The following is an 18551-nucleotide window of genomic DNA, read 5'->3' on the forward strand; positions in this document are numbered from 1 at the left end:
CGCCTCACTCCCGTTTCACGCCCCTCCCGCCAAGCTGTGTCTCACACCGGCACCACTGAGCCGGAGACACGGCCCAGATGTGGACACGGGGAGAGACAGAGATGGCCCTGCAGATGACGGAAAACCGGATGCGCCCGGCAGCCAGCACCGACACCGATGCGCCCACCGAGATCCTCGCCGACCTGGACGCCACCGACGAGCGCGGCATCTCCACGGACCTGGTCCGGGCATACCTGAACGGAATCGGCCGCACGAAGTTGCTGACCGCGGCACAGGAGGTCGAGCTGGCGCGGCGCGTCGAAGCCGGCCTGTTCGCCGACGAGAAGCTCGCAACCTGCACCCCGGTCTCGCCGGAGTTGCGGGCCGACCTGGAGCTGATCGTCGCCGAGGGACGGGCCGCCAAGGACCACCTGCTGGAGGCGAACCTGCGGCTGGTGGTCAGCATCGCCAAGCGCTACACCGGCCGTGGGATGGCCTTTCTGGATCTGATCCAGGAGGGCAACCTCGGTCTGATCCGCGCGGTGGAGAAGTTCGACTACACAAAGGGCTACAAGTTCTCGACGTACGCCACCTGGTGGATCCGCCAGGCGATCACCCGCGCCATGGCCGACCAGGCCCGCACCATCCGCATCCCGGTGCACATGGTCGAGCAGGTCAACCGGATGGTGCGGGCCCGCCGCGAACTCGCCGTGACGCTCGGCCGCGAACCGACTGTCGCCGAAGTAGCCCGCGCGCTGGAGATCCCCGAGGTCCAGGTCATCGAGCTGATCTCGTACGACCGGGAGCCGGTCAGCCTGGACCAGGCGGTCGGCGACGACGGCGAGAGCGCACTCGGCGACTTCGTGGCCTCGGTGGACCCGCGCAACGAGCCCGGTGACACCGCCGCCCAGGGCGAGTTGCGCAACGAGGTGAGCATCGTGCTGTCGACGCTGTCCCAGCGGGAGCAGGCGGTGATCCGGCTCCGTTTCGGTCTGGACGACGGTCGCCAGCGCACCCTTGACGAGGTCGGTCGCGAGTTCGGCCTGTCCCGGGAGCGCATTCGGCAGATCGAGAAGGTGACGCTGCTGAAGCTGCGCGCTCCGGAGCGGGCGCAGCGCCTGGAGGCGTACGCCTGCTGAGGCGCACGGTCCACACGGAAGGCCCTGGCGGTTCGCCGGGGCCTTCCGTGCTGTCGAGGTGGGTGACGCGGCCGTCGAGGTGCTTGACGGCGGCGGCGATCCGCGATAAACCATCTGGTTATACAACCAGGAGGTTATGGTGAGCCCGGAGCTGTTGGACGCGACGTTCGCGGCACTTGCCGACCCGACCCGGCGAGCAATACTCGCCCGGCTCGCGGTCGGCGAGGCGACGGTCACGGAGCTGGCAGCGCCCTTCGAGATGAGCCAGCCCGCCATCTCCAAGCACCTCAAGGTGCTGGAACGGGCTGGCCTCGTCAGCCGGGGGCGGGACGCCCAGCGCCGGCCGTGCCGTCTGGAGGCACGCCCACTGCGGGAGGCCACGGCCTGGCTCGCCGGCTACCGCGACTACTGGGCGGAGAGCTACAAGCGACTCGACGGCCTGCTCGACGAACTCCAGGCCGTCGACAAGCGGGACGCGGCGCCGAGCGGGGCGGGCGAGTGACGGGCACCGACGACTCGATCGTCGTACGCGCACCGGGCGACCGGCAGATCGTGCTGAGTCGCCTGTTCGAGGCGCCGGCCCGGCTGGTGTTCGCCGCATTCACCCAACCCGAGCTGCTGGTCCGCTGGTACGGGGCGCAGGGCTGGAGGCTCGTGGGGTGCGACGTCGACCTGCGCGTCGGCGGGCGGTGGCGGTTCGAGTCGCAGGGCCCGGACGGCACCCGGATGGCCCAGGCAGGCGTCTACCGGCAGATCGATCCGCCGCACCGGCTGGTCTTCACCGAACTCTTCGACGACCAGTCCTATCCGGGCGAGACTCTGGTCTGCCACGAGTTCACCGAGCTGGCCGGGCGGACCACAGTCACCACCACGCTGCTCTACGCCACAGCAGAGGGGCGGGACACCGTGCTGCGCTACCCGATGACTCGGGGCATCGGGCAGAGCTTCACGCGGCTCGCCGAACTGCTGCGTTCGACAACAACCACGACACGAGGGGAGCACCAATGAACTGGACGCTGGAAGTGGTGATCGTGCCGGTCTCCGATCTGGACCGGGCGAAGGCGTTCTACGCCGACCAGCTCGGCTTCGCTGTGGACCACGACACGGTGATCGGCGACGACGTCCGCATCATCCAGCTGACACCGCCCGGGTCCGGCTGCTCGGTGGTGATCGGCAAGGGCGCGGTCCCGCAGATGCCACCGGGCTCGCTCAAGGGGCTGCAACTGGTGGTGCCCGACATCGAGAAGGCCCGCGCGCAACTTGTCGAACGCGGCGTGGAGGTCAGCGAGATCCAGGTGGTCGGGCGCAACCCCCGGCCCGTGCCGCACCCGTTGGACAACGTCGGATTCGTCCACTTCACCGACCCCGACGGCAACGCCTGGGCCGTCCAGCAGATCTCCAGCCGCGCCTGAAACCGCCGCCCGCTCGGGCCTCTGCTCACAGGCGGCGCGGGCCGGTGTCCGGGCGGGCCACCGGACCGCCCACCTGGACCTGGGCGTGCAGGACCGTGATGCCATCCGGGCGGGCGAGCACCGGGTTGAGGGTCAGCGATCGCACCCGGGGTTGCTCGTCGGCGAGCTGACCCACCCGCAGCAGCAGGTCGGCCAGGGCAGCCCTGTCGACAGGCGCCGCACCCCGGTGCCCCCGCAGCAGCGGCGCGGCCCGGGGTTCGTCGACGAGCTCGGCGGCGTCGCGGTCGGTCAACGGCACCGCCCGCCAGGCCCGGTCGCCAAGCAACTCGGTGGCCACCCCACCGAGACCGAAACCGACCACCGGCCCGAACGCCGGATCCTCCACCAACTCCACCACGCAGGCCACACCCGGCGGGACCATCGGCTGCACCAGGACCTCCGCGCCGAAGCGGGCGGCCAGTTCGGCGTACGCCCGGCGGACCGTCGCCTCGTCGGGCAGGTCGAGCCGGACCGCGCCGAGGTCGACCCGGTGCCGCAGCCCGGGGGCAGCAGCCTTCAGCGCCACCGGGAAACCCAACCCCGCCGCCGCGTCCACCGCCGCGTCGAGCGAGTCGACGGACACCGACGCCACAGGTTCGATGCCGTACGCGGCCAGCAGCGCGTTCGGGTCGGGCGGATCGCGGAGCGCAGCCTGGGCGGCGGCACTGTCGACCCCTGGCAACTCGGGTGCCACCCCGGGCGGGCGGCGTAGCCACTCGGCGTACCGGTGCACGCGGGCGAGAGCGCGCACTGCCTCCTCCACGCCGCCGTACGCGGGCATCCCGGCCGGCGGCCGGCCCACCAGGAACGTCGCCACCGTCGGCTTGCCCAGCGCCAGCGCGGCCGGCAGCGCGGCGATGACGTCGGCGTCCACATCGGTGAGTTGACCGGGCAGCGGCGGGGCGAAGACCACCACCAGGGCGTCCACCCGGTCGTCGCTTGCCGTCTCCGCGAGGGCGGCGGCGAATTCGGCCGCACCGGCGCTCGGCCCGACGTCACGGGGATAGCCGTCGACGACCGTGAGGCCCTGCCCGACGCAGGCTGTCGCGGCCAGGCCGGTCAGCGCCGAGGAGTTGCCGACCACGCCGACCCGGCCGCCGGCGGGCAGCGGCTGGTTGGCAAGCAGCACCCCCACGTCGAGCAGTTCCGGCACGGTGTCCACCCGGATCACGCCGGACTGGGCGAACAGGGCGGCCACCGCCACCTCGTCCGGCCCGGCCGAGTCGCCCACCCCTGGCGGTCGGGCCGGTGACGCGAGCGCGACGACCGGCTTGGAACGGCCGATCCGCCGGGCCAGCCTGGCGAACTTACGCGGGTTACCGAACGTCTCCAGATACAACATGATCACGTCGGTGCCGGGGTCGTCCTGCCAGTACTGGAGCAGGTCGTTGCCGGAGACGTCGGCGCGGTTGCCGGCCGAGACGAAGCTGGACAGCCCCAGGCCGCGCCGGTCGGCCTCGGCGAGCAGCGCCACCCCGAACGCACCGGACTGGCTGAAGATGCCGACCCGACCGGCCGGCGGCAGCGCCGGGGCGAGGGTGGCGTTGAGGCGTACCGTCGGATCGGTGTTGGCCACGCCGAGACAGTTAGGGCCGACCACGCGCATCCCGGCGGCGTGCGCCGCGCGGACCAGCGCCCGCTGGGTGGCCGCGCCCTGGGCGCCGGCCTCGGCGAAGCCTGCCGAGATGACCACCAGGCCGTGCACTCCGGCGGCGGCCGCGTCGGCGACCACAGCGGTCACCGCCGCAGGCGGGACCGCCACCACCGCCAGGTCCACAGGGACCCCGGCGTCGACAGCCGACGGGTACGCGGGAAGCCCCGCCACCGTCGACGCGCTCGGATGCACGGGCACCACGGCACCTGTGAAACCACCGTCGCGCAGGTGCCCCAGCACTGCCGCGCCGACGCCCTGCCCTGTGGCGCTGGCGCCGTAGACGGCGATGCCGCGCGGGGCGAGCAGCCGGGCGATCGAGCGGGCCTCGGTACGGTGTTCCCTGCCGAACTGCACCTCCAGCGTGGCCTCGGTGGGCGCGATGGGAAAGCTCAGGTGCACCACGCCGTCGGCGTACTCGCGCTGGACCTGGTAGCCGAAGTCGGAGAAGACCCGCAGCATCGTCCCGTTTGTCGGCAGCACCTCGGCGACGAAACTCATGATGCCGTTGCGCCGGGCGGCGTCGGCCAGGTGCTCCATCAGCACCGACCCGATGCCCCGGCCCTGGTAGGCGTCCTCCACAACGAAGGCCACCTCCGCCTCCGGACTCTGCGGGCCGAGCCGCTCGTAACGGCCGACGGCGACGATCTGCTCGCCGGCCAGCACCACGAACGCCTCCCGGTCGCGGTGGTCGACAGTGACGAAGCGGATCAGATCCCGTTCCGGAATGCGCGGGTACGGCGAGAAGTACCGCAGGTAGCGGGTGCGCTCGGAGAACCGGCTGTGCATCGCCACGATGCCCGGCGCGTCGTCCGGACTGATCGGTCGCAACTGGACGGCGCTGCCGTCGCTGAGCAGCACGTCCACCGGCTGGTCCACGGTAGTCACAGGTGCCGTCCTCCCCCGGGCCCGGCTCAGTCCCGCGGATCGTGCGGATCAAGCCCCAGCAGCGGGAACACCGTCCTGCGGGTCGCCGCGATCGCCCGGTCCACAGCGTTGGGCTCACCTGTCGGCTGCCACGGCTCGTACGACGGGTCGACGTCGTCGGTCATCCGCAGCGGAATCTCCCGGCCCGGACGGCGAGCGGCGGCAAGCTCCCGCCAGGCCGGCGGGGTGAGCGTCGCCGGGTCGATCGGGTCGCCGGTGGCCACTGCCAGCAGGTGGGTCCACGCCCGGGGCACCACTTCGACAAGCGCGTACCCGCCGCCGCCGGTGGCGACCCAGCGGCCGTCGCACAGCTCGTCGGCGAGCGCCCGCAACGCCAGGTAGGTGGCACGCTGCCCGTCGACCGTCAGGCTCAGGTCGGCGAGCGGGTCGAGCCGGTGCCCATCGGCACCGCACTGGCTGACCAGCACCTGCGGCCGGAACGCACGCAGCACCGACGGCACGATCGCGTGGAACGCCCGCTGCCAACCGGAGTCGTCGACACCCGGCGGCAGCGGCATGTTGACGGCGGTGCCCTGCGCGCCCGGTCCACCGGTCTCGTCCGGAAAACCGGTGCCGGGAAAGAGCGCGAGCGGGGTCTCGTGCACGCTGACAGTGAGCACCCGAGGGTCGTCCCAGAAGATCTGCTGCACGCCGTCGCCGTGGTGCACGTCCACATCCACGTACGCGATGCGCTCGGCACCCAGTTCCAGCAGGCGGGTGATGGCCACGGCCGGGTCGTTGTAGACACAGAAGCCGGAGGCCCGGGCGGGCATCGCGTGGTGCAGGCCACCTGCCACGCTCACCGCCCGCCGCGCGTCGCCGCGCCACACCGCCTCGGCGGCGGCCACAGTGGCACCGGTGATCAGCGCGCTGGACTCGTGCATCCCGTCGAAGACCGGATTGTCGGAGGTGCCCATCCCGTATCCGGCGAACAGCGGGTCACGCGGCGCTGCCCGCACCGCCGCCAGGTAGGCCGGGTGGTGCACGCGGGCGAGCAGGGCCTCGTCGACGGGCTCCGGTTTCACAACGCGCACGCCTGGCCGGTCGAGGATGCCCAGCTCGCGGGCGAGCGCGAACGTCAGCTCCACCCGTACCGGGTCGAGCGGATGGTCACCCATGTCGTAGGCGAGCAGCGACTCGTCCCACACCACCACCGTGTCGTCGGACATGAGCCCATGGTCGCACGAGGACGGGCGGCCCCCCACCGCACGTGCTGCTCAGTGGCCGGATGTCGACCCGGAGGCGACCGGCCGGGCGGGATCGGCCACCCAGTTGCTCCACGATCCGACGTAGAGTGCCGCATCCGTGCGGCCCGCCAGATGCAGCGCCAGGATCGCCTGCGCCGCGGTCACCCCCGAGCCGCAGTAGGCCCCGACGGCCCGCGCGCCGGTCACGCCAGCTGCGGCGAAGCGCTCCCGCAACACCTCGGCGGCCAGGAAGCGTCCGTCCGAGCCGACGTACTCGCCGGCCGGCAGGTTCGCCGCGCCGGGCACGTGGCCCGCTACCGGGTCGATCGGTTCGACCTCGCCCCGGTAACGGGGCGCAGCCCGTACGTCGAGGAGCACGGCGTCGTCGGCGGCAGCCAACGCGGCGGCCTGCCCGGCGTCGAGCACCGGCAGGTCACCCGGGCGCACCTCGACGTCGCCGGGACTCGGGGCGGGTGCCGAGGTGGAGACGGGCCGACCGGCGGCGACCCAGGCCGGGTAGCCGCCGTGCAACACGCGAACCGTGCGGTGCCCCGCCCAGCGCAACGTCCACCAGGCGCGGGCCGCGGCCAGGCCGTCGCCACCGTCGTACACCACGACGGGATGACCGGCGCGGACGCCGGCGGCCCGCAGCGCCGCCTGCAACGCGGCCGGGTCGGGAAGTGGATGCCGGCCTCCGACGCCGGGCGGCCCGCAGAGCGCGGTGTCCAGGTCGACGAAGACCGCGCCGGGCAGATGGCCGGCCAGGTAGTCGTCGTGGCCGGGCGGGCCGGTGAGCCGCCAGCGGACGTCGAGCAGGGTGGGCGGATCGGTGTCGTCGAGCTCGGCGGCGAGCCGACCGACTTCGATCAGCGGCTCCTCAATTCCGGACATGGCGACCATCAAACACCATCCGGGTCAGGACCCGCGCGGTTCGGCGACGGCCACTCGGCCGAACAGCGAGGTACCATCGTGCACCGGAGGGCCGCTGCCGCTATGAAGTCTCACGACCTGGTCGACACGACCGAAATGTACCTGCGCACCATCCTCGAGTTGGAGGAGGAGGGCGTGCCGCCGCTGCGCGCGCGCATCGCCGAGCGCCTACGGCAGAGCGGCCCCACCGTGAGCCAGACCGTTGCCCGGATGGAGCGCGACGGCCTGCTCACCGTCGAAGGCGACCGGCAACTGACCCTCACGGCGCTCGGCCGGGGCACCGCCGTCTCCGTGATGCGCAAGCACCGCCTCGCCGAGTTGCTGCTGGTGAACGTCATCGGGATGCCCTACGAGGAGGCCCACGAGGAGGCCTGCCGCTGGGAGCACGTGATGAGCGACGCCGTCGAGAAGCGGGTGTACGACCTGCTCAACCGGCCCACCCGCTCCCCGTACGGCAACCCGATCCCCGGTCTGGAGGCGTTGGGCTCGCCCGAGACGCAGGCCACCGAGGCCGGCGAAGGTGAGCGCAACCTGGCATTCCCCGGCCTCACCGGGCCGGTGGTGGTGCGCCGGATCTGCGAGAGCGTGCAGACCGACTCCGACGTGCTACGCCAGCTGCACGCCGCCGGTGTCGACCCGGGTGCCACAGTGACGGTGGCGCAGGAGCGTGACGGAGTGTCGATCGACAGGTCCGGCGACCGCGTCCGGCTGCCGCGCGAGGTCGCCTCGCGGGTCTTCGTCGCCGCCGGCTGACCTGCTGCTCGGCTGACCCTGCCGCTGCTCGCTGGCCTTCCGGCTTGGGCGTCACAGTGCCCGGGTGTCCACCTTCTTGGCCAGCGCGATCAACTCCCCGGCGAGTTTCTCGGCCACCGCGCGCTCGGTGCCGCGGGCACTGGTCCAGGTCAGAGTCGCCAACCGGCTGTCGGTGGCCAGCCAACCGACCTCGACTGCCGGGCCGTGGCCGCTCGCCGCGGCGACGGTACGCCGGTACGCCTGCTGACCCAGCCCGGTGACCTTCGTCGCCTTGGTGGGCACCACGTCCGCGCCGAACGTGGTCTTGTCGACCGACGTCTCGGACACGCTCAGCATCAGCTCCGGCAGCGGCGCGTTCCCGGCCCGGACCACGCAGGTGTGCGTGTCACCTCGTTCGCTGGCCGCCGCCACGTCGAAGCGCACCTTGATCAGTTGCTCGATGAGCGCGAAGTCCAGCAGCCGGCAGGCGCCGCCCGAGGAGGCCGCCGCCACGTCCACAGCGATCGGCACCGGCGGCGGCACAGCCGACGGCTCGGCGTCGGCGGCACAGCCGCTCACCAGCAGTCCGGCCAGCCCGGCGACCACGATCCGCCCGCGCACGCTCCACCCTCTCGCCGACCGACGGCGGTAGGCGCCCGCCAGGTGTCCGTCGGCCACCGTACGGGGTGTCCGGGTTCGGCGGAAGTCCTCGTTTTACCGTTATCCGCACTGTGGATCGTCCACGTACGGGCAGTGTCGGCAGCCACGTCCACAGCAGGTGCCACGGCGGGCCAGGAATGCGGCGCTGAGCACGAACAGCCCGCTCGCCGGGTCGAGGTAGCCGGCCTCCCCGGCGGCCAGTGCGGCGGCGTGCGCAGCGAGGATCCGTGCCCGGTCGGGATGCCCGGGCGGCAGCCGCGACAGGTGTGGCTCGGTGAGCGGCCGGTCGGCCAGGGGTCGTCGCTCTCCGCTCACCGCAGCAGTCTAGGCAGCGTCGAGGAGCGTGGTGCTGGTGCCGGCTGTGTCGCCCTGACCGGTCTGTCTGCAGTGTCAGCCGAACCACGTCATCGCCTGGCCGTGGCCCCGCGTCCAGGCCAGCGGCGTGCCGTCCAACGCGAGGACGTTGTGCAGCCCCTCCCCCGACGGTGTCGGCAGCCCGTCGTACGGCAGCACCTCCGGCGCCTCGTTGGCGACCCAGTGACCGGGCAGGTCACGGACCAGCCGGACGAACGCCTTCCGGCGCGGCACGGGCACCTGGTAGAGCACCGAGTTGTGGAAGACCACCAGCGTCGCGCCGGCCGGCGCCCGCGCGGCCAGCGCCGGCAGGTCGTCCACCAGATCGCCACGGACCAACAGCGGCGGATCGGCAGCGGCGACCGCCGCCGCAGCCCGAAGCCGGGCCCGCCGGTGCGCGTGCTCCGGCCAGATCAGCGCGTCCAACCAGGACACGTCGTCGGGGTCGGTCACGTCGAGGGGGTTGAGGTCCAGGCCAGCCCGCCACACCACCTGGGGTACGCGCGCCGGCGGCACCAATCCGCTGGCCGCGCAGTCCAGGACGGGCTCGCCGGAGCCGACCCGATGCTCGCCGTAGCGGTAGGCGTACCGGTCGGGATAGAGGCAGAGCCCTGCGGACGCGCCGACCTCCAACAGGGCGAGCGGCTGCGGCAGCGCGGCGAGCACCGGGAGCAGCACAGCGCACCGGCCGGCCTCGTTCGTCTGGGTGGCCCGGACGCGCATCTGCGCCTCGATGACCGGCCAGTTCGCCACCGCGTAGTCGTGAAACGCCGCCGGGTCCTCGACCGGGCCGCCGAGCCACCGGACGACACCGAACAGCAGGTTCGGTTGCCGCTTGGCCGGGGGCAGCCCGTCGAGCAGCGTCAGCAGCTCGTGGTCGCGGGACACCGCCAGGGACAGCCGCTCGTACGCGGGCGAGACCCCGCGTACCTCCCGGGTGGCGAATCTGGCGTACGCCTCGGCGGTTGTCATGCAGTGATCGTCGCAGCCTCGCCGTCAGGCCGCTTCGAGGGCGCCCGCGTCAGCGTCGGTCTTCGGTGAAGGCGGCACGCGGGTCGATGGCCTGACCCCGTGCGTACTCCTCGCCGAAGGCCGCTGGGCCCAGCGCCTCGATCGCGGCGGCACGGGTCTTGGCGAGGTCGGCCGCGTCGTCCGGATCCGGCACCTGGCCGAGTGATGCGAACGCGGCGTCCGTGACACCTACCATCCGCGCCGCACGCGAATGGTCACCTTCGACCGAGGCGAGCACGGCATCCGCCACGCAGACGTACGGCACGAAGTCGGCCCAGTCGTTCCGGAACACCCGCTCCCGGCCCTCGGCGAACAGTTGCCTCGCCACGTCGAGGTTGCCCATGCCCAGCTCGCAGAACGCCAGGTTGTGATACTCGGAGTTGACAGTCATCGGCTGGTCGAGCGCCTCGTTGAGGGCGATGCTCTCCCGATACAGGTCCCGGGCACGGGCCAGGTCACCGGACATCCGCGCCACGCCAACCAGGACGTGCCTCGGCCGCTCCTCCAGGCTCCGCTCGCCCGAGCGCAGCGCGACCTCAAGAGCCTCGCGGGCACGAGCCTCCCCGCCCGGCAGGTCGCCGCCACGGATGGCGACCCGGGCCAGGCTGTACCGCGCCTCCACCTCGCCCGCCGGGTCGCCGGCCGCCTGCGCCCGCTCGATCTCGGCCTCGCTCATCCGCACCACGGCGTCGGTCTCACCGCGCCGGAAGGCCGAACGCACGTCAGCGCTGAAGTCCATCGGTTCTCCCCGTTGGTTCGGTCGCTGTTACTGGAACACCGTCCAGGTCTCCACGAGACGGAAGCCCATCGACTCGTACAGGGGCCGGCCCATCTCGCTGGATTGCAGGTAAGCGGCGTCCGCGCCGGCTGCGAAGCCGTCGCGCACCACTACCTCGGTGATGGCCCGGCCCAGGCCACGACCCCGGGCGGTCGGAGCGACGGCGATGTTGAACACGCCGACCACACCGGCGGTCCGCACTCCGAGACCGGTGCCAGCGGGGTGACCCGGCTCCTCCGCCAGATAGCCCGCTATGGCGTCGTCGTCGAGCACACCACCGCCCATCAGCGTGCCGAAGGCGTCCACGGGGGCCTCGAATCCCTCGGCGAGCGTCGCCGCGTAGAGGTCGCTCTCGGCCGCACCGACACGGCGTACCAGCTTCCGCTGCGCCTCGTCGGCAGTGAACACGACATCGGCCGCGGCGCAGGCAAGCATCGGCAGGTCACTGCGCTCCACCAGGCCGTGCCGGGCCGCCAGATCGGCTATTTCGTCACCCGCCACACCTCGAATGACGATCGACCAGAGCGGGACCCGGCCGCTGACCTCCGTCGCCAGTTCGTCGAGCGACAGGAGATCCGGCGCCAGAGTCGTGTCGGAGACCATGTTCAGCGTCGCGACATCGGCGTACGTGAGGGCGGCGCGCGCTGTTCCCCGCTCGGCGTACCAGCCCTTCGGGGTGGCCGCGCAGAGGACTTCGAGGGCGTCGAACTGCGCCGCCGCCACCCGATCAGCAATCTCGTTCACGTCTGCATCTCTCATGTCTTTCGGGATCAGCAGCGAACGAGCGTACCTCCTGCGTATGGACGGCCACCGGACCACCGGGACCTGCGGATACGTCCGGGCGAACCAGTCGGTGATCAGCCGCATTGTGGAGGCAGCGGGCGACCGCTCGTCGATGACACGATGAGTCGATGCGCGTTCTCTTCGACGGCAAGGCCCCGGTCGCCTACGGGCAGATCTACGTGACGAGTCGTGAACTGCCGGACATGCACGAGGCGTTCGCCGGGCAGGCGAACGGCCTCTGCGGGGCCGGCCAACCGGGCGCGCTGTTCCTGATGACCGGTACGCACTCCGGGCGGGTCCGGTTCACTGTCGAGTTGCACGACGTCGAGCCGCCGGCGGCAGCGCAGGAGTGGGAGGACGTCGTGGAGGCGTCGTTTCTGCCGAAGGCTGCGGTGGCCGACCTGGTCCCGTGGGGTGAAGGCTCTCTTGCCCGGCTGCCGTTGACCTCCGACGGGCAGGACGCCACCTGGCAGCCGGTCTACCGCGTGCGGTACTGCGCCATGGGCATGGACCAGGGGCGCGACCCGTTCGGCGGGCTCGACCCGGACGAGCGTGACGAGGACGGCCACGCCTACCTGGATCGACGGCCGGACCGCTACCTGCTGTGCTTGTGGCCGGAGGGCACAACGGGCGGCGGCCCGAGTGACGGCGTGACGCGCGCCGACGCGATCCTCCGCCAGACCAGCGGCGCCGCCGCCTACTGGCACGCCTGGGCGTGCTCGCTGCCGTCCCCGCCGACCCTGTGGGAGCAGGTCGAGGCTGAGAAGCACAAGCGGTTGGAGCGGGAACGCCGCGACCAGGAGTACCGCATGCGGCATGAGCTGCGGCGCTGGGGCGGGCGTCCGCCGAGTGAACGGCTCCGGCAGGTTCACGGCAACATCTTCGGCATCGTCCTGCTGGACCGGGACCTTGTCGACGGGGTGGCTGGCGTCGACGCCGTCACGCAGCGGCGGATCGCGATCTGGGCGGCGCGGCAGGCTTTCACCGTCGCCGGCATCGCGGACCTCGACTGGCTGAGGCCGGCGTGGACGGCGCTGGATCGGGGCATGCCGCTACCCGCCGAATTCGCTGACCCGGCGGCACTGCGGACACGCATTCAGGGCACGTCGTCCGTCAGGCTCGTTCTGCAATCGGCGCGCCCGGCGGGTCGGAGCACAGCTGACCCGTTCCTCACAGCTCTCGACGCCCCGGTGGACCCGGTCGCGATGGCACTGCCGGCGCTTGCGGCCGCTGGCGAGTCGGATCCGCTGCAGGCCGCGCTGGAGGCGCTCTGGGCGGCAGTCAGCGCCTACGCCGCCCGGCGGGCCGAGTTCCTGGCTGACGTGCGACGGGCCTTTCCGGCCGTCGCCTCAAGTGGCCTCCGGCGGTGAGCCTGCCTGCTCGCCTCCGCCCGAGCCGACCAGCAGCTTGTCCCGCCGTGCTACCCATGGGGCGTAGGCTGGCCTGAACGACTCCTGCCGCTGACCTACTTTCCCGAAGGGTTGGTGGCAGACCAGGTGAGAGCAGTCGTGTACGACCACGCATGCGACGGCCCCCTTGCCGAAGCGTCGGGCGTCGCCCAGCTCGGGATGATCGCGGAGCAGTGCCGCGGCCAGCCAGGCGTCCAAGCTCTGCGTACGGTCCCAGGACGAGACCGGGAAGATCATCGGTATCAGGTCGGCGTCGCCCTCCAGCAGGTCGATCGCCAGCCGCAGCGCCATGGAGCTCTTACCGCTGCCCGCCGCGCCAAGGATGACCAACTGACGCACGGAGAGGCCCGAGAAGAACTCGGCGAGATCGTGGACGCTGCCCGATCTGGTTTTGCCAGCCCACCGGATCGGTTGCAGGTAGGGCGGCTCCAACTCGCGGCGGTTCGCCTCCTCGGTCAGGCGCCGAGACATCCGACGGGCGAGATGGTCGTGGACGGCCTTTTCCTGCTCGCTGACCGTCCACGACGGTGAGTGGGCGCGCTGCGCCCACCACGATCCGATCGCCACGATCAGGCTGGCAAAGGCAATCGGCGGACCCAAACCGCTGGAGATCTTGTCGATGCGATCGAGTTCGGTCGCCGGCATCCATCGAAGCCAGTGCAGTAACGCAAGTCCGGAGATTGTGGACGTAAGAACCAGCACAGCCACAAGCAGAGGTCTCACCCACGCCCGTCGCACATTCGCATTATCCGGCATCGACGCGAGAAGCCCGTGACGCCGTCCATCGATCCTGATTACGTCTCAGCTCGCCAGCACCACGGTCGGCATGACCCACGATGACTGGTGGGCGGGTCACTACCCGAGCAACGCCGCTGCGGCGGCCAGGGTGACCAGCGACAGCGTCGTGGTCACCACCACCGCCCGGTTGGCCACCGCCTCGCCGACGCCGTACTCCTGGGCGTAGATGAACGTGTTCTGCGCTGTCGGCAGGCCCGCGCACACCACCACGGCGAGCAACTGCGGCGCGGACAGGTGCAGGGCAAGCCCGGCCGCGTACGCGATGACCGGCTGTGCGACGAGCTTCAGCGCGGTGATCACGGCCAGTTCGGCCAACTCGGGCGGCTCGGCCAGCTCTGCCGGTTCGGCCCGCGACGGCGCCGTGGGGTGCAGCGACGCGCCGAGCGCGACCAGGGCGGCCGGAGCCGCGGCGCCCGACAGCAGGGTGAGCGGCGCGGCGGCCGCCGACGGCAGATGCAGGCCGGCAGCCGAGCACGCGACACCGAGCAGCGACGCCAGGATCACCGGGTTGCGTACCGGCAGGGAGGCGATACGGCGGACCCGAACCCGCCCGGCCGGATCGGTGTGCCGGTCCAGGGCGACCAGGATCACGGGCGTCACCACAAGCACCTGCAGCAGCACCACCTCCGCCAGGAACGACACGGTGCCGAGAACCTGCGTTGCGATCGGGATGCCGAGGTTCGCCGAGTTCACGTACCCGGCGGCCATGCCCCAGATCGGCTGTTCGCCGGTCCTGCGACCGAACAGCCAACTCGCGCCGACCCACCCGAACCCGACGACCGCGGCAGTGCTCAACCCGAAGGCGAGCAGCGATCGGCTGGCGAACCCGGAAAGCGGCATTCGGGACAGGGCCAGGAACAGGGCTGCCGGCATCGCGAGGTGGAACACGAACCGGCCGAGCACCGAGGCCGCCGCCTCGCCCAGCAGGCCCCAACGGCAGGCCGCGTAGCCGACAGCGGTGAGGATCCAGATCGGCGCGAACGCCGACATCAGGCTCATACGGGCGTCACCGGCGGGCGTCGCGCCGGCTCAGGGAATGGCGGGCGTACGAGTCGGGAAGCACGAGCTCAGCCTCGCATCCCGTCCGGTACGCGCAAACATTCCGCCCATCGCACGAACCTGTCCGGGATCACTGCCTACCTCGCCGGAGGCGCCATCAGGCATCATGAGCGCCGTGAGCGACGGATACATCCGCCTGATTCCGACCGACCTGCACTGGCAGCCGACTCCCGAGGCTGCCGCCGCAGCTACGGCCTACGTCACAGGACTTTTCTCGGGGCCGGGCGATGACGTCGAGCATGTCGAATATGAGTTCTACGACCACGTCACACTCATCGACGCGGGCGAGAACACCAACCGTGTCACATGTCCGCGCTGTGCCAGCGACATCGACCTGGAGTGGCTCTTCGACCTGATCGAGGAGAACGGCGAGAGCTTCGATGAGCTGGACGTGACGGTTCCCTGCTGCGAGGCGACGGTTCCGCTGAACACTCTTCACTATGACTGGCCAGTCGGCTTCGCCCGCTTCGAAGTGAGCGCCATGAACCCGACGCGCGCCAAGTACGAGCTTGATGCACAGGAACTCGCCGAGGTGTCCGCAGTACTCGGTCACCCCGTTGCGCAGGTCCTTGCGCACTACTGACCTCAGGGGCATCAAGAGCGACCGGTGCTATTTATCGCCGGTCGCCCGGGCCGGTCATCAGCCGTGGCCGTCGGTGAGTTCCGGGCCGTCGAAACTACTGCCTTACGCCCGGAATGTCTGGCGGTAGGTGTCCGGTGGCACGCCGACGGTGCGGTGAAAGTGGCGGCGCAAGGTGGTCGCGGTGCCCATGCCGGCCGCTGAGGCGATGGCATCGACGCTGTCGTTTGTGCTCTCCAGCAGTTCCTGTGCTCGGCGGATCCGTTGCGTCAGCAGCCACTGCAGCGGGGTGGTGCCGGTGACCGACCGGAAGTGCCGGGTCAGATGGCGCGAGCTCATGTTCGACTGGCGGGCCAGATCCTCCACAGTGAGTGGCTGATCCAGTCGCCGCATCACCCAGGGGAGCAGGTCGGCCAGGGCGTGCTCGTCCTGGGCCGGCACGGGGGTCGTGACGAACTGGGCCTGGCCGCCTGCTCGATGCGGCGGCACGACCAGGCGGCGGGCTGCGATATTGGCGACCGCTGCGCCGTAGTCGCGTCGGACCAGATGCAGGCACAGGTCCATCGCCGCGGCCTTGCCCGCCGAGGTGAGCACACTGCCATTGTCGACGTAGAGCACATCCGGGTCGACCGTCACCAGGGGATACCGCGCGGCGAGAGTGTCGGTGTGCGCCCAGTGGGTGGTCGCGCGCAGCCCATCAAGCAGACCGGCGGCGGCGAGCACGAACACGCCAGTGCACAGGGAGACCACCCGCGCGCCGACCTTGTGGGCCGCGCGTACCGCCTCGACCAGCTCGGCCGGCGGGTCCTGGTTGATGTCCGCCAGGCCCGGGACGATCACGGTGTCGGCGTCTGCCAGACGGTCCAGCCCGCAGTCCGGCTCCAGCAGGAACCGGCCGAGCCGGACGCTGTGTGTGCCGCACACCCGGACGTCGTACCAGGGTCCGGGCACTGCGTCCGGCCGCGTACCGAAGATCTCGTAGGCCAGCGCCAGCTCGAATTGCAGCATCCCCTCGGTGGCGGCAAGCGCGACAGAACGCGGGGAGGAAGTCACGTCCGGAATTGTACGGGTCATGTCGTTCCAGACACTGGCCGGCTTCAATCAGCCGAGGAACGATCTTCAGCAGCAGACCACTTCGAACACAGGGGCACGCTATGGCAACGGGTCGAAACATCGCGGTCTACGGCGCGTACGGACACACTGGCCGTTTCGTAGCCGCCGAGCTGCGCGAACGCGGCTACACCCCGCTACTGCTCGGCCGGGACCAGGACAAACTGCAAGCCCTTGCGCAAGCCTTCCCGGGCTCACCACAGCGGTACGCGACGGTCGACAGCCCGACTCTGCTCGATCGAGCGCTGGACGGCGTAGACGCGGTGATCAACACAGCCGGGCCGTTCGCCACCACTGCGGGCCCCGTCATCGAGGCGGCACTGCGCGCCGGCATCCCCTACGTCGACGTGGCAGCCGAGATCGAAGCGAACGTCGACACGTTCACGGACTTCGCGCAGCGCGCCCACGCCGCGCGCATCGCGGTACTGCCGGCGATGGCCTTCTTCGGCGGCCTCGGCGACCTGCTGGTCACCACCGCGATGGGCGACTGGACGTCGGCGGACGAAGCGCACATCGCCTATGGCCTGAGCAGCTGGCACCCCACCGGCGGCACGCTGGACTCCGGCGCGGTCTCGTCACAGCGACGCGGCGGCCGCTGCGTCCGCTACGCCAACGCTCAGCTGCAGTACCACGACGAGACGCCGTCGACAGTGGACTGGCCCTTCCCGGTGCCGCTCGGCACCCGAAGCGTCATCAGCGAGTTCACTATGGCCGACGTCGTCACCATCCCCAGCCATCTGGCCATCCCGCAGGTGCGCACCTATATGACCACCGAAGCAGCCTCGGACCTGCTGTCTGGGGATCCCACGGCCCCGAGCGCCGTCGACGACCGCGGACGCTCCGCGCAGACCTTCATCGTTGACGTCCTCGTCCGCTCCGGCGGCACGCAACGCCGCCTGAGCGCCACCGGTCAGGACATCTACGCAGTCAGTGCACCACTCGCCGTGGAGGCGGTCGACCGCATTCTCACCGGTCGCACCCGGACCACCGGCGTCGCCTCCGCCGGCGCGATATTCGACGCTCCTGACTTCCTCGACGCCCTGTCCGCCCACCTCACCGTCCACACGCCGGCCTAGACCTCGGCGGGTAGGTAAACGCCATCACTGTGCGTGCTGCTCGGGCACTTTTCGGGTGGTGTCAGGGCTGGCGTCGAGACCGGCAGCGATCTGATCCGGCAGCGGGTAGACCTGCTCGACAGGCAGTTGAGCTGTCGCCGCCTGTTCGTCGCCGCCGCGCAGGAGGTTCCGGATCTGGTGCACCCTGGGGGTGATGTCGGTGATGGCAACAACCCAGTCGTCGACGTACCGGTCGACGGCCTCGCGGGACAACCCAACCTGCAATGACCGGTACGGCAACGCCGTCAGTTGCAGTGACCGTTCCGGATCCCACTGCACTCGTACGGGGCTGGTCTTCAGTTGCCGCGACCAGGTTGCCCTGTCCCCGTGCAGGTCTTTGTCGTAGTGACTCAGGCTGGCTCGTGCCAGGGCCCACTCGAATCCCTCCCGCGTGATGTCGATGGACAGCACGCGCTCTTGCCCTGGCTTGGTGGCCCAGCCGCAGCGATACATCATCCACAGGAACGAGGGCTTGATCCACGTCATCCGGTCCCGCTTGAAGGGGGCCACGAAACGGCCGGCCGCCACCGCCGGCAGCGCTATCTGTGGGGGATACGCCTGGTACACGGTGATGGTGTCGGCCGAGTAGCGGGCGCGGATCTGGCGGGCGGGAACGGACATCATCTGATCATCACCGATCGTGCGGCTGTCAGGCCAGCAGGGAGGATTCCAGGTCGCGACGTATGCCACCCATCTCCATCCCCGCAAGCGCGTCACACTCGGGCAGCAGGGCGACCATCGCCTCGGCCACCTCGCGCAGCAGACCGGGCTGCGCCTCGAACAGGTACTTGTCGAAGTACTCGTCGCTGGTCTGACCGGAGCGCAGGCGGAACGACCCGGTCAGGTGGCACGTTTCGTAGACGCGACGCGCAAGGGGAGAAGTCACGCGGCGAGCCTC

General features: G+C 70.9%; 20 protein-coding genes and 1 pseudogene. 8 read left to right on the forward strand and 13 right to left on the reverse strand.

Annotated features, from left to right (window positions below; genetic code table 11):
• Nucleotides 1-113 precede the first annotated feature (113 nt).
• The 4 genes from sigB (at nucleotide 114) to ADK66_RS19800 (ending at nucleotide 2530) form a co-directional block, all read left to right on the forward strand.
• Nucleotides 114-1118, forward strand: coding sequence for an RNA polymerase sigma factor SigB (sigB, locus tag ADK66_RS19785; RefSeq protein WP_167947561.1), 1005 nt, complete (start codon nucleotides 114-116; stop codon nucleotides 1116-1118).
• A 136-nt stretch (nucleotides 1119-1254) separates the two neighbouring features.
• A complete protein-coding gene (locus tag ADK66_RS19790) occupies nucleotides 1255-1620 on the forward strand; it encodes a helix-turn-helix transcriptional regulator (RefSeq protein ID WP_053657463.1) in 366 nt (121 codons plus the stop codon).
• Nucleotides 1617-2126, forward strand: coding sequence for an SRPBCC family protein (locus ADK66_RS19795; protein ID WP_053657464.1), 510 nt, complete (start codon nucleotides 1617-1619; stop codon nucleotides 2124-2126). The genes ADK66_RS19790 and ADK66_RS19795 overlap by 4 nt, the downstream gene beginning before the upstream one ends.
• On the forward strand, nucleotides 2123-2530 hold the full coding sequence (locus ADK66_RS19800; protein WP_053657467.1) for a VOC family protein: 408 nt from the start codon (nucleotides 2123-2125) through the stop codon (nucleotides 2528-2530). Before ADK66_RS19795 ends, ADK66_RS19800 begins: the two co-directional genes overlap by 4 nt.
• A gap of 25 nt (nucleotides 2531-2555) precedes the next feature.
• Here ADK66_RS19800 and ADK66_RS19805 read toward each other — a convergent pair whose 3' ends face one another.
• Genes ADK66_RS19805 through ADK66_RS19815 form a run of 3 tightly spaced genes read right to left on the reverse strand, consistent with a single transcriptional unit; the run spans nucleotide 2556 to nucleotide 7225 of the window.
• Nucleotides 2556-5108, reverse strand: a complete 2553-nt coding sequence (locus tag ADK66_RS19805; protein ID WP_053657468.1) for a bifunctional GNAT family N-acetyltransferase/acetate--CoA ligase family protein — start codon at nucleotides 5106-5108, stop codon at nucleotides 2556-2558.
• 26 nt (nucleotides 5109-5134) lie between these two features.
• Nucleotides 5135-6316, reverse strand: a complete 1182-nt coding sequence (locus tag ADK66_RS19810; RefSeq protein ID WP_053657470.1) for an acetoin utilization protein AcuC — start codon at nucleotides 6314-6316, stop codon at nucleotides 5135-5137.
• A 48-nt stretch (nucleotides 6317-6364) separates the two neighbouring features.
• A complete protein-coding gene (locus ADK66_RS19815) occupies nucleotides 6365-7225 on the reverse strand; it encodes a sulfurtransferase (protein ID WP_053657528.1) in 861 nt (286 codons plus the stop codon).
• Nucleotides 7226-7327: 102 nt separating this feature from the next.
• Here ADK66_RS19815 and ADK66_RS19820 point away from each other — a divergent pair, with 102 nt between their 5' ends.
• Nucleotides 7328-8017, forward strand: coding sequence for a metal-dependent transcriptional regulator (locus ADK66_RS19820; RefSeq protein ID WP_053657472.1), 690 nt, complete (start codon nucleotides 7328-7330; stop codon nucleotides 8015-8017).
• A gap of 51 nt (nucleotides 8018-8068) precedes the next feature.
• Here ADK66_RS19820 and ADK66_RS19825 read toward each other — a convergent pair whose 3' ends face one another.
• The 5 genes from ADK66_RS19825 to ADK66_RS19845 all read right to left on the reverse strand — a co-directional run bounded on the left by ADK66_RS19825 (nucleotide 8069) and on the right by ADK66_RS19845 (nucleotide 11543).
• Nucleotides 8069-8617 (reverse strand): hypothetical protein, encoded by a 549-nt coding sequence (locus ADK66_RS19825; protein ID WP_053657474.1) that lies wholly within the window; start codon nucleotides 8615-8617, stop codon nucleotides 8069-8071.
• A gap of 99 nt (nucleotides 8618-8716) precedes the next feature.
• Nucleotides 8717-8971, reverse strand: coding sequence for a DUF5522 domain-containing protein (locus ADK66_RS19830; protein ID WP_053657476.1), 255 nt, complete (start codon nucleotides 8969-8971; stop codon nucleotides 8717-8719).
• 75 nt (nucleotides 8972-9046) lie between these two features.
• On the reverse strand, nucleotides 9047-9982 hold the full coding sequence (locus tag ADK66_RS19835) for a DUF2332 domain-containing protein (protein ID WP_053657479.1): 936 nt from the start codon (nucleotides 9980-9982) through the stop codon (nucleotides 9047-9049).
• A gap of 49 nt (nucleotides 9983-10031) precedes the next feature.
• Nucleotides 10032-10760, reverse strand: a complete 729-nt coding sequence (locus ADK66_RS19840; RefSeq protein WP_053657481.1) for a hypothetical protein — start codon at nucleotides 10758-10760, stop codon at nucleotides 10032-10034.
• A 27-nt stretch (nucleotides 10761-10787) separates the two neighbouring features.
• Entirely contained in the window at nucleotides 10788-11543 is a 756-nt protein-coding gene (locus ADK66_RS19845) for a GNAT family N-acetyltransferase (RefSeq protein WP_167945374.1), read from the reverse strand.
• Between the two features lie 167 nt (nucleotides 11544-11710).
• On the opposite strand from ADK66_RS19845, the gene ADK66_RS19850 reads away from it, so the two are divergent.
• The gene (locus ADK66_RS19850; protein ID WP_053657485.1) at nucleotides 11711-12952 is read left to right on the forward strand and encodes a hypothetical protein; all 1242 of its coding nucleotides are present in this window, start codon (nucleotides 11711-11713) and stop codon (nucleotides 12950-12952) included.
• Here ADK66_RS19850 and ADK66_RS31530 read toward each other — a convergent pair.
• Entirely contained in the window at nucleotides 12932-13636 is a 705-nt protein-coding gene (locus ADK66_RS31530; protein ID WP_053657487.1) for a hypothetical protein, read from the reverse strand. The two genes, ADK66_RS19850 and ADK66_RS31530, sit on opposite strands and share 21 nt — an antisense overlap.
• A gap of 210 nt (nucleotides 13637-13846) precedes the next feature.
• Nucleotides 13847-14788 carry an AEC family transporter gene (locus ADK66_RS19860; protein ID WP_053657489.1) on the reverse strand — a complete coding sequence of 314 codons (942 nt, stop codon included), beginning with the start codon at nucleotides 14786-14788 and terminating at the stop codon, nucleotides 13847-13849.
• Between the two features lie 175 nt (nucleotides 14789-14963).
• Between ADK66_RS19860 and ADK66_RS19865 the strand changes: the two genes are divergently transcribed.
• Nucleotides 14964-15431 carry a hypothetical protein gene (locus ADK66_RS19865; RefSeq protein WP_082377563.1) on the forward strand — a complete coding sequence of 156 codons (468 nt, stop codon included), beginning with the start codon at nucleotides 14964-14966 and terminating at the stop codon, nucleotides 15429-15431.
• Between the two features lie 102 nt (nucleotides 15432-15533).
• Here the strand turns inward: ADK66_RS19865 and ADK66_RS19870 are convergent, their stop codons facing one another.
• On the reverse strand, nucleotides 15534-16436 hold the full coding sequence (locus ADK66_RS19870; RefSeq protein WP_197281585.1) for a helix-turn-helix domain-containing protein: 903 nt from the start codon (nucleotides 16434-16436) through the stop codon (nucleotides 15534-15536).
• Nucleotides 16437-16582: 146 nt separating this feature from the next.
• On the opposite strand from ADK66_RS19870, the gene ADK66_RS19875 reads away from it, so the two are divergent.
• Nucleotides 16583-17614 carry a trans-acting enoyl reductase family protein gene (locus ADK66_RS19875; RefSeq protein WP_053657495.1) on the forward strand — a complete coding sequence of 344 codons (1032 nt, stop codon included), beginning with the start codon at nucleotides 16583-16585 and terminating at the stop codon, nucleotides 17612-17614.
• Nucleotides 17615-17638: 24 nt separating this feature from the next.
• Here ADK66_RS19875 and ADK66_RS19880 read toward each other — a convergent pair whose 3' ends face one another.
• Together ADK66_RS19880 and ADK66_RS19885 are read right to left on the reverse strand one after the other, a co-directional pair.
• On the reverse strand, nucleotides 17639-18274 hold the full coding sequence (locus ADK66_RS19880; RefSeq protein ID WP_053657530.1) for a DUF4291 domain-containing protein: 636 nt from the start codon (nucleotides 18272-18274) through the stop codon (nucleotides 17639-17641).
• Between the two features lie 61 nt (nucleotides 18275-18335).
• Nucleotides 18336-18539, reverse strand: a pseudogene (locus ADK66_RS19885) (orotate phosphoribosyltransferase); the annotation flags it as partial.
• Nucleotides 18540-18551 lie beyond the last annotated feature (12 nt).

Origin of the sequence: Micromonospora sp. NRRL B-16802 (assembly GCF_001279555.1) — a bacterium.
GTDB lineage: Bacteria > Actinomycetota > Actinomycetes > Mycobacteriales > Micromonosporaceae > Micromonospora > Micromonospora profundi.

Coding starts and splice junctions, on each gene's coding strand:
- ADK66_RS19835 (WP_053657479.1), bottom strand. CDS start 9,982: ATGACAACCGCCGAGGCGTACGCCAGATTCGCCACCCGGGAGGTACGC.
- ADK66_RS19800 (WP_053657467.1), top strand. CDS start 2,123: ATGAACTGGACGCTGGAAGTGGTGATCGTGCCGGTCTCCGATCTGGAC.
- ADK66_RS19840 (WP_053657481.1), bottom strand. CDS start 10,760: ATGGACTTCAGCGCTGACGTGCGTTCGGCCTTCCGGCGCGGTGAGACC.
- ADK66_RS19860 (WP_053657489.1), bottom strand. CDS start 14,788: ATGAGCCTGATGTCGGCGTTCGCGCCGATCTGGATCCTCACCGCTGTC.
- ADK66_RS19880 (WP_053657530.1), bottom strand. CDS start 18,274: ATGTCCGTTCCCGCCCGCCAGATCCGCGCCCGCTACTCGGCCGACACC.
- ADK66_RS19820 (WP_053657472.1), top strand. CDS start 7,328: ATGAAGTCTCACGACCTGGTCGACACGACCGAAATGTACCTGCGCACC.
- ADK66_RS19815 (WP_053657528.1), bottom strand. CDS start 7,225: ATGTCCGGAATTGAGGAGCCGCTGATCGAAGTCGGTCGGCTCGCCGCC.
- ADK66_RS19875 (WP_053657495.1), top strand. CDS start 16,583: ATGGCAACGGGTCGAAACATCGCGGTCTACGGCGCGTACGGACACACT.
- ADK66_RS19850 (WP_053657485.1), top strand. CDS start 11,711: ATGCGCGTTCTCTTCGACGGCAAGGCCCCGGTCGCCTACGGGCAGATC.
- ADK66_RS19790 (WP_053657463.1), top strand. CDS start 1,255: ATGGTGAGCCCGGAGCTGTTGGACGCGACGTTCGCGGCACTTGCCGAC.
- sigB (WP_167947561.1), top strand. CDS start 114: ATGACGGAAAACCGGATGCGCCCGGCAGCCAGCACCGACACCGATGCG.
- ADK66_RS31530 (WP_053657487.1), bottom strand. CDS start 13,636: ATGCCGGCGACCGAACTCGATCGCATCGACAAGATCTCCAGCGGTTTG.
- ADK66_RS19870 (WP_197281585.1), bottom strand. CDS start 16,436: ATGCTGCAATTCGAGCTGGCGCTGGCCTACGAGATCTTCGGTACGCGG.
- ADK66_RS19810 (WP_053657470.1), bottom strand. CDS start 6,316: ATGTCCGACGACACGGTGGTGGTGTGGGACGAGTCGCTGCTCGCCTAC.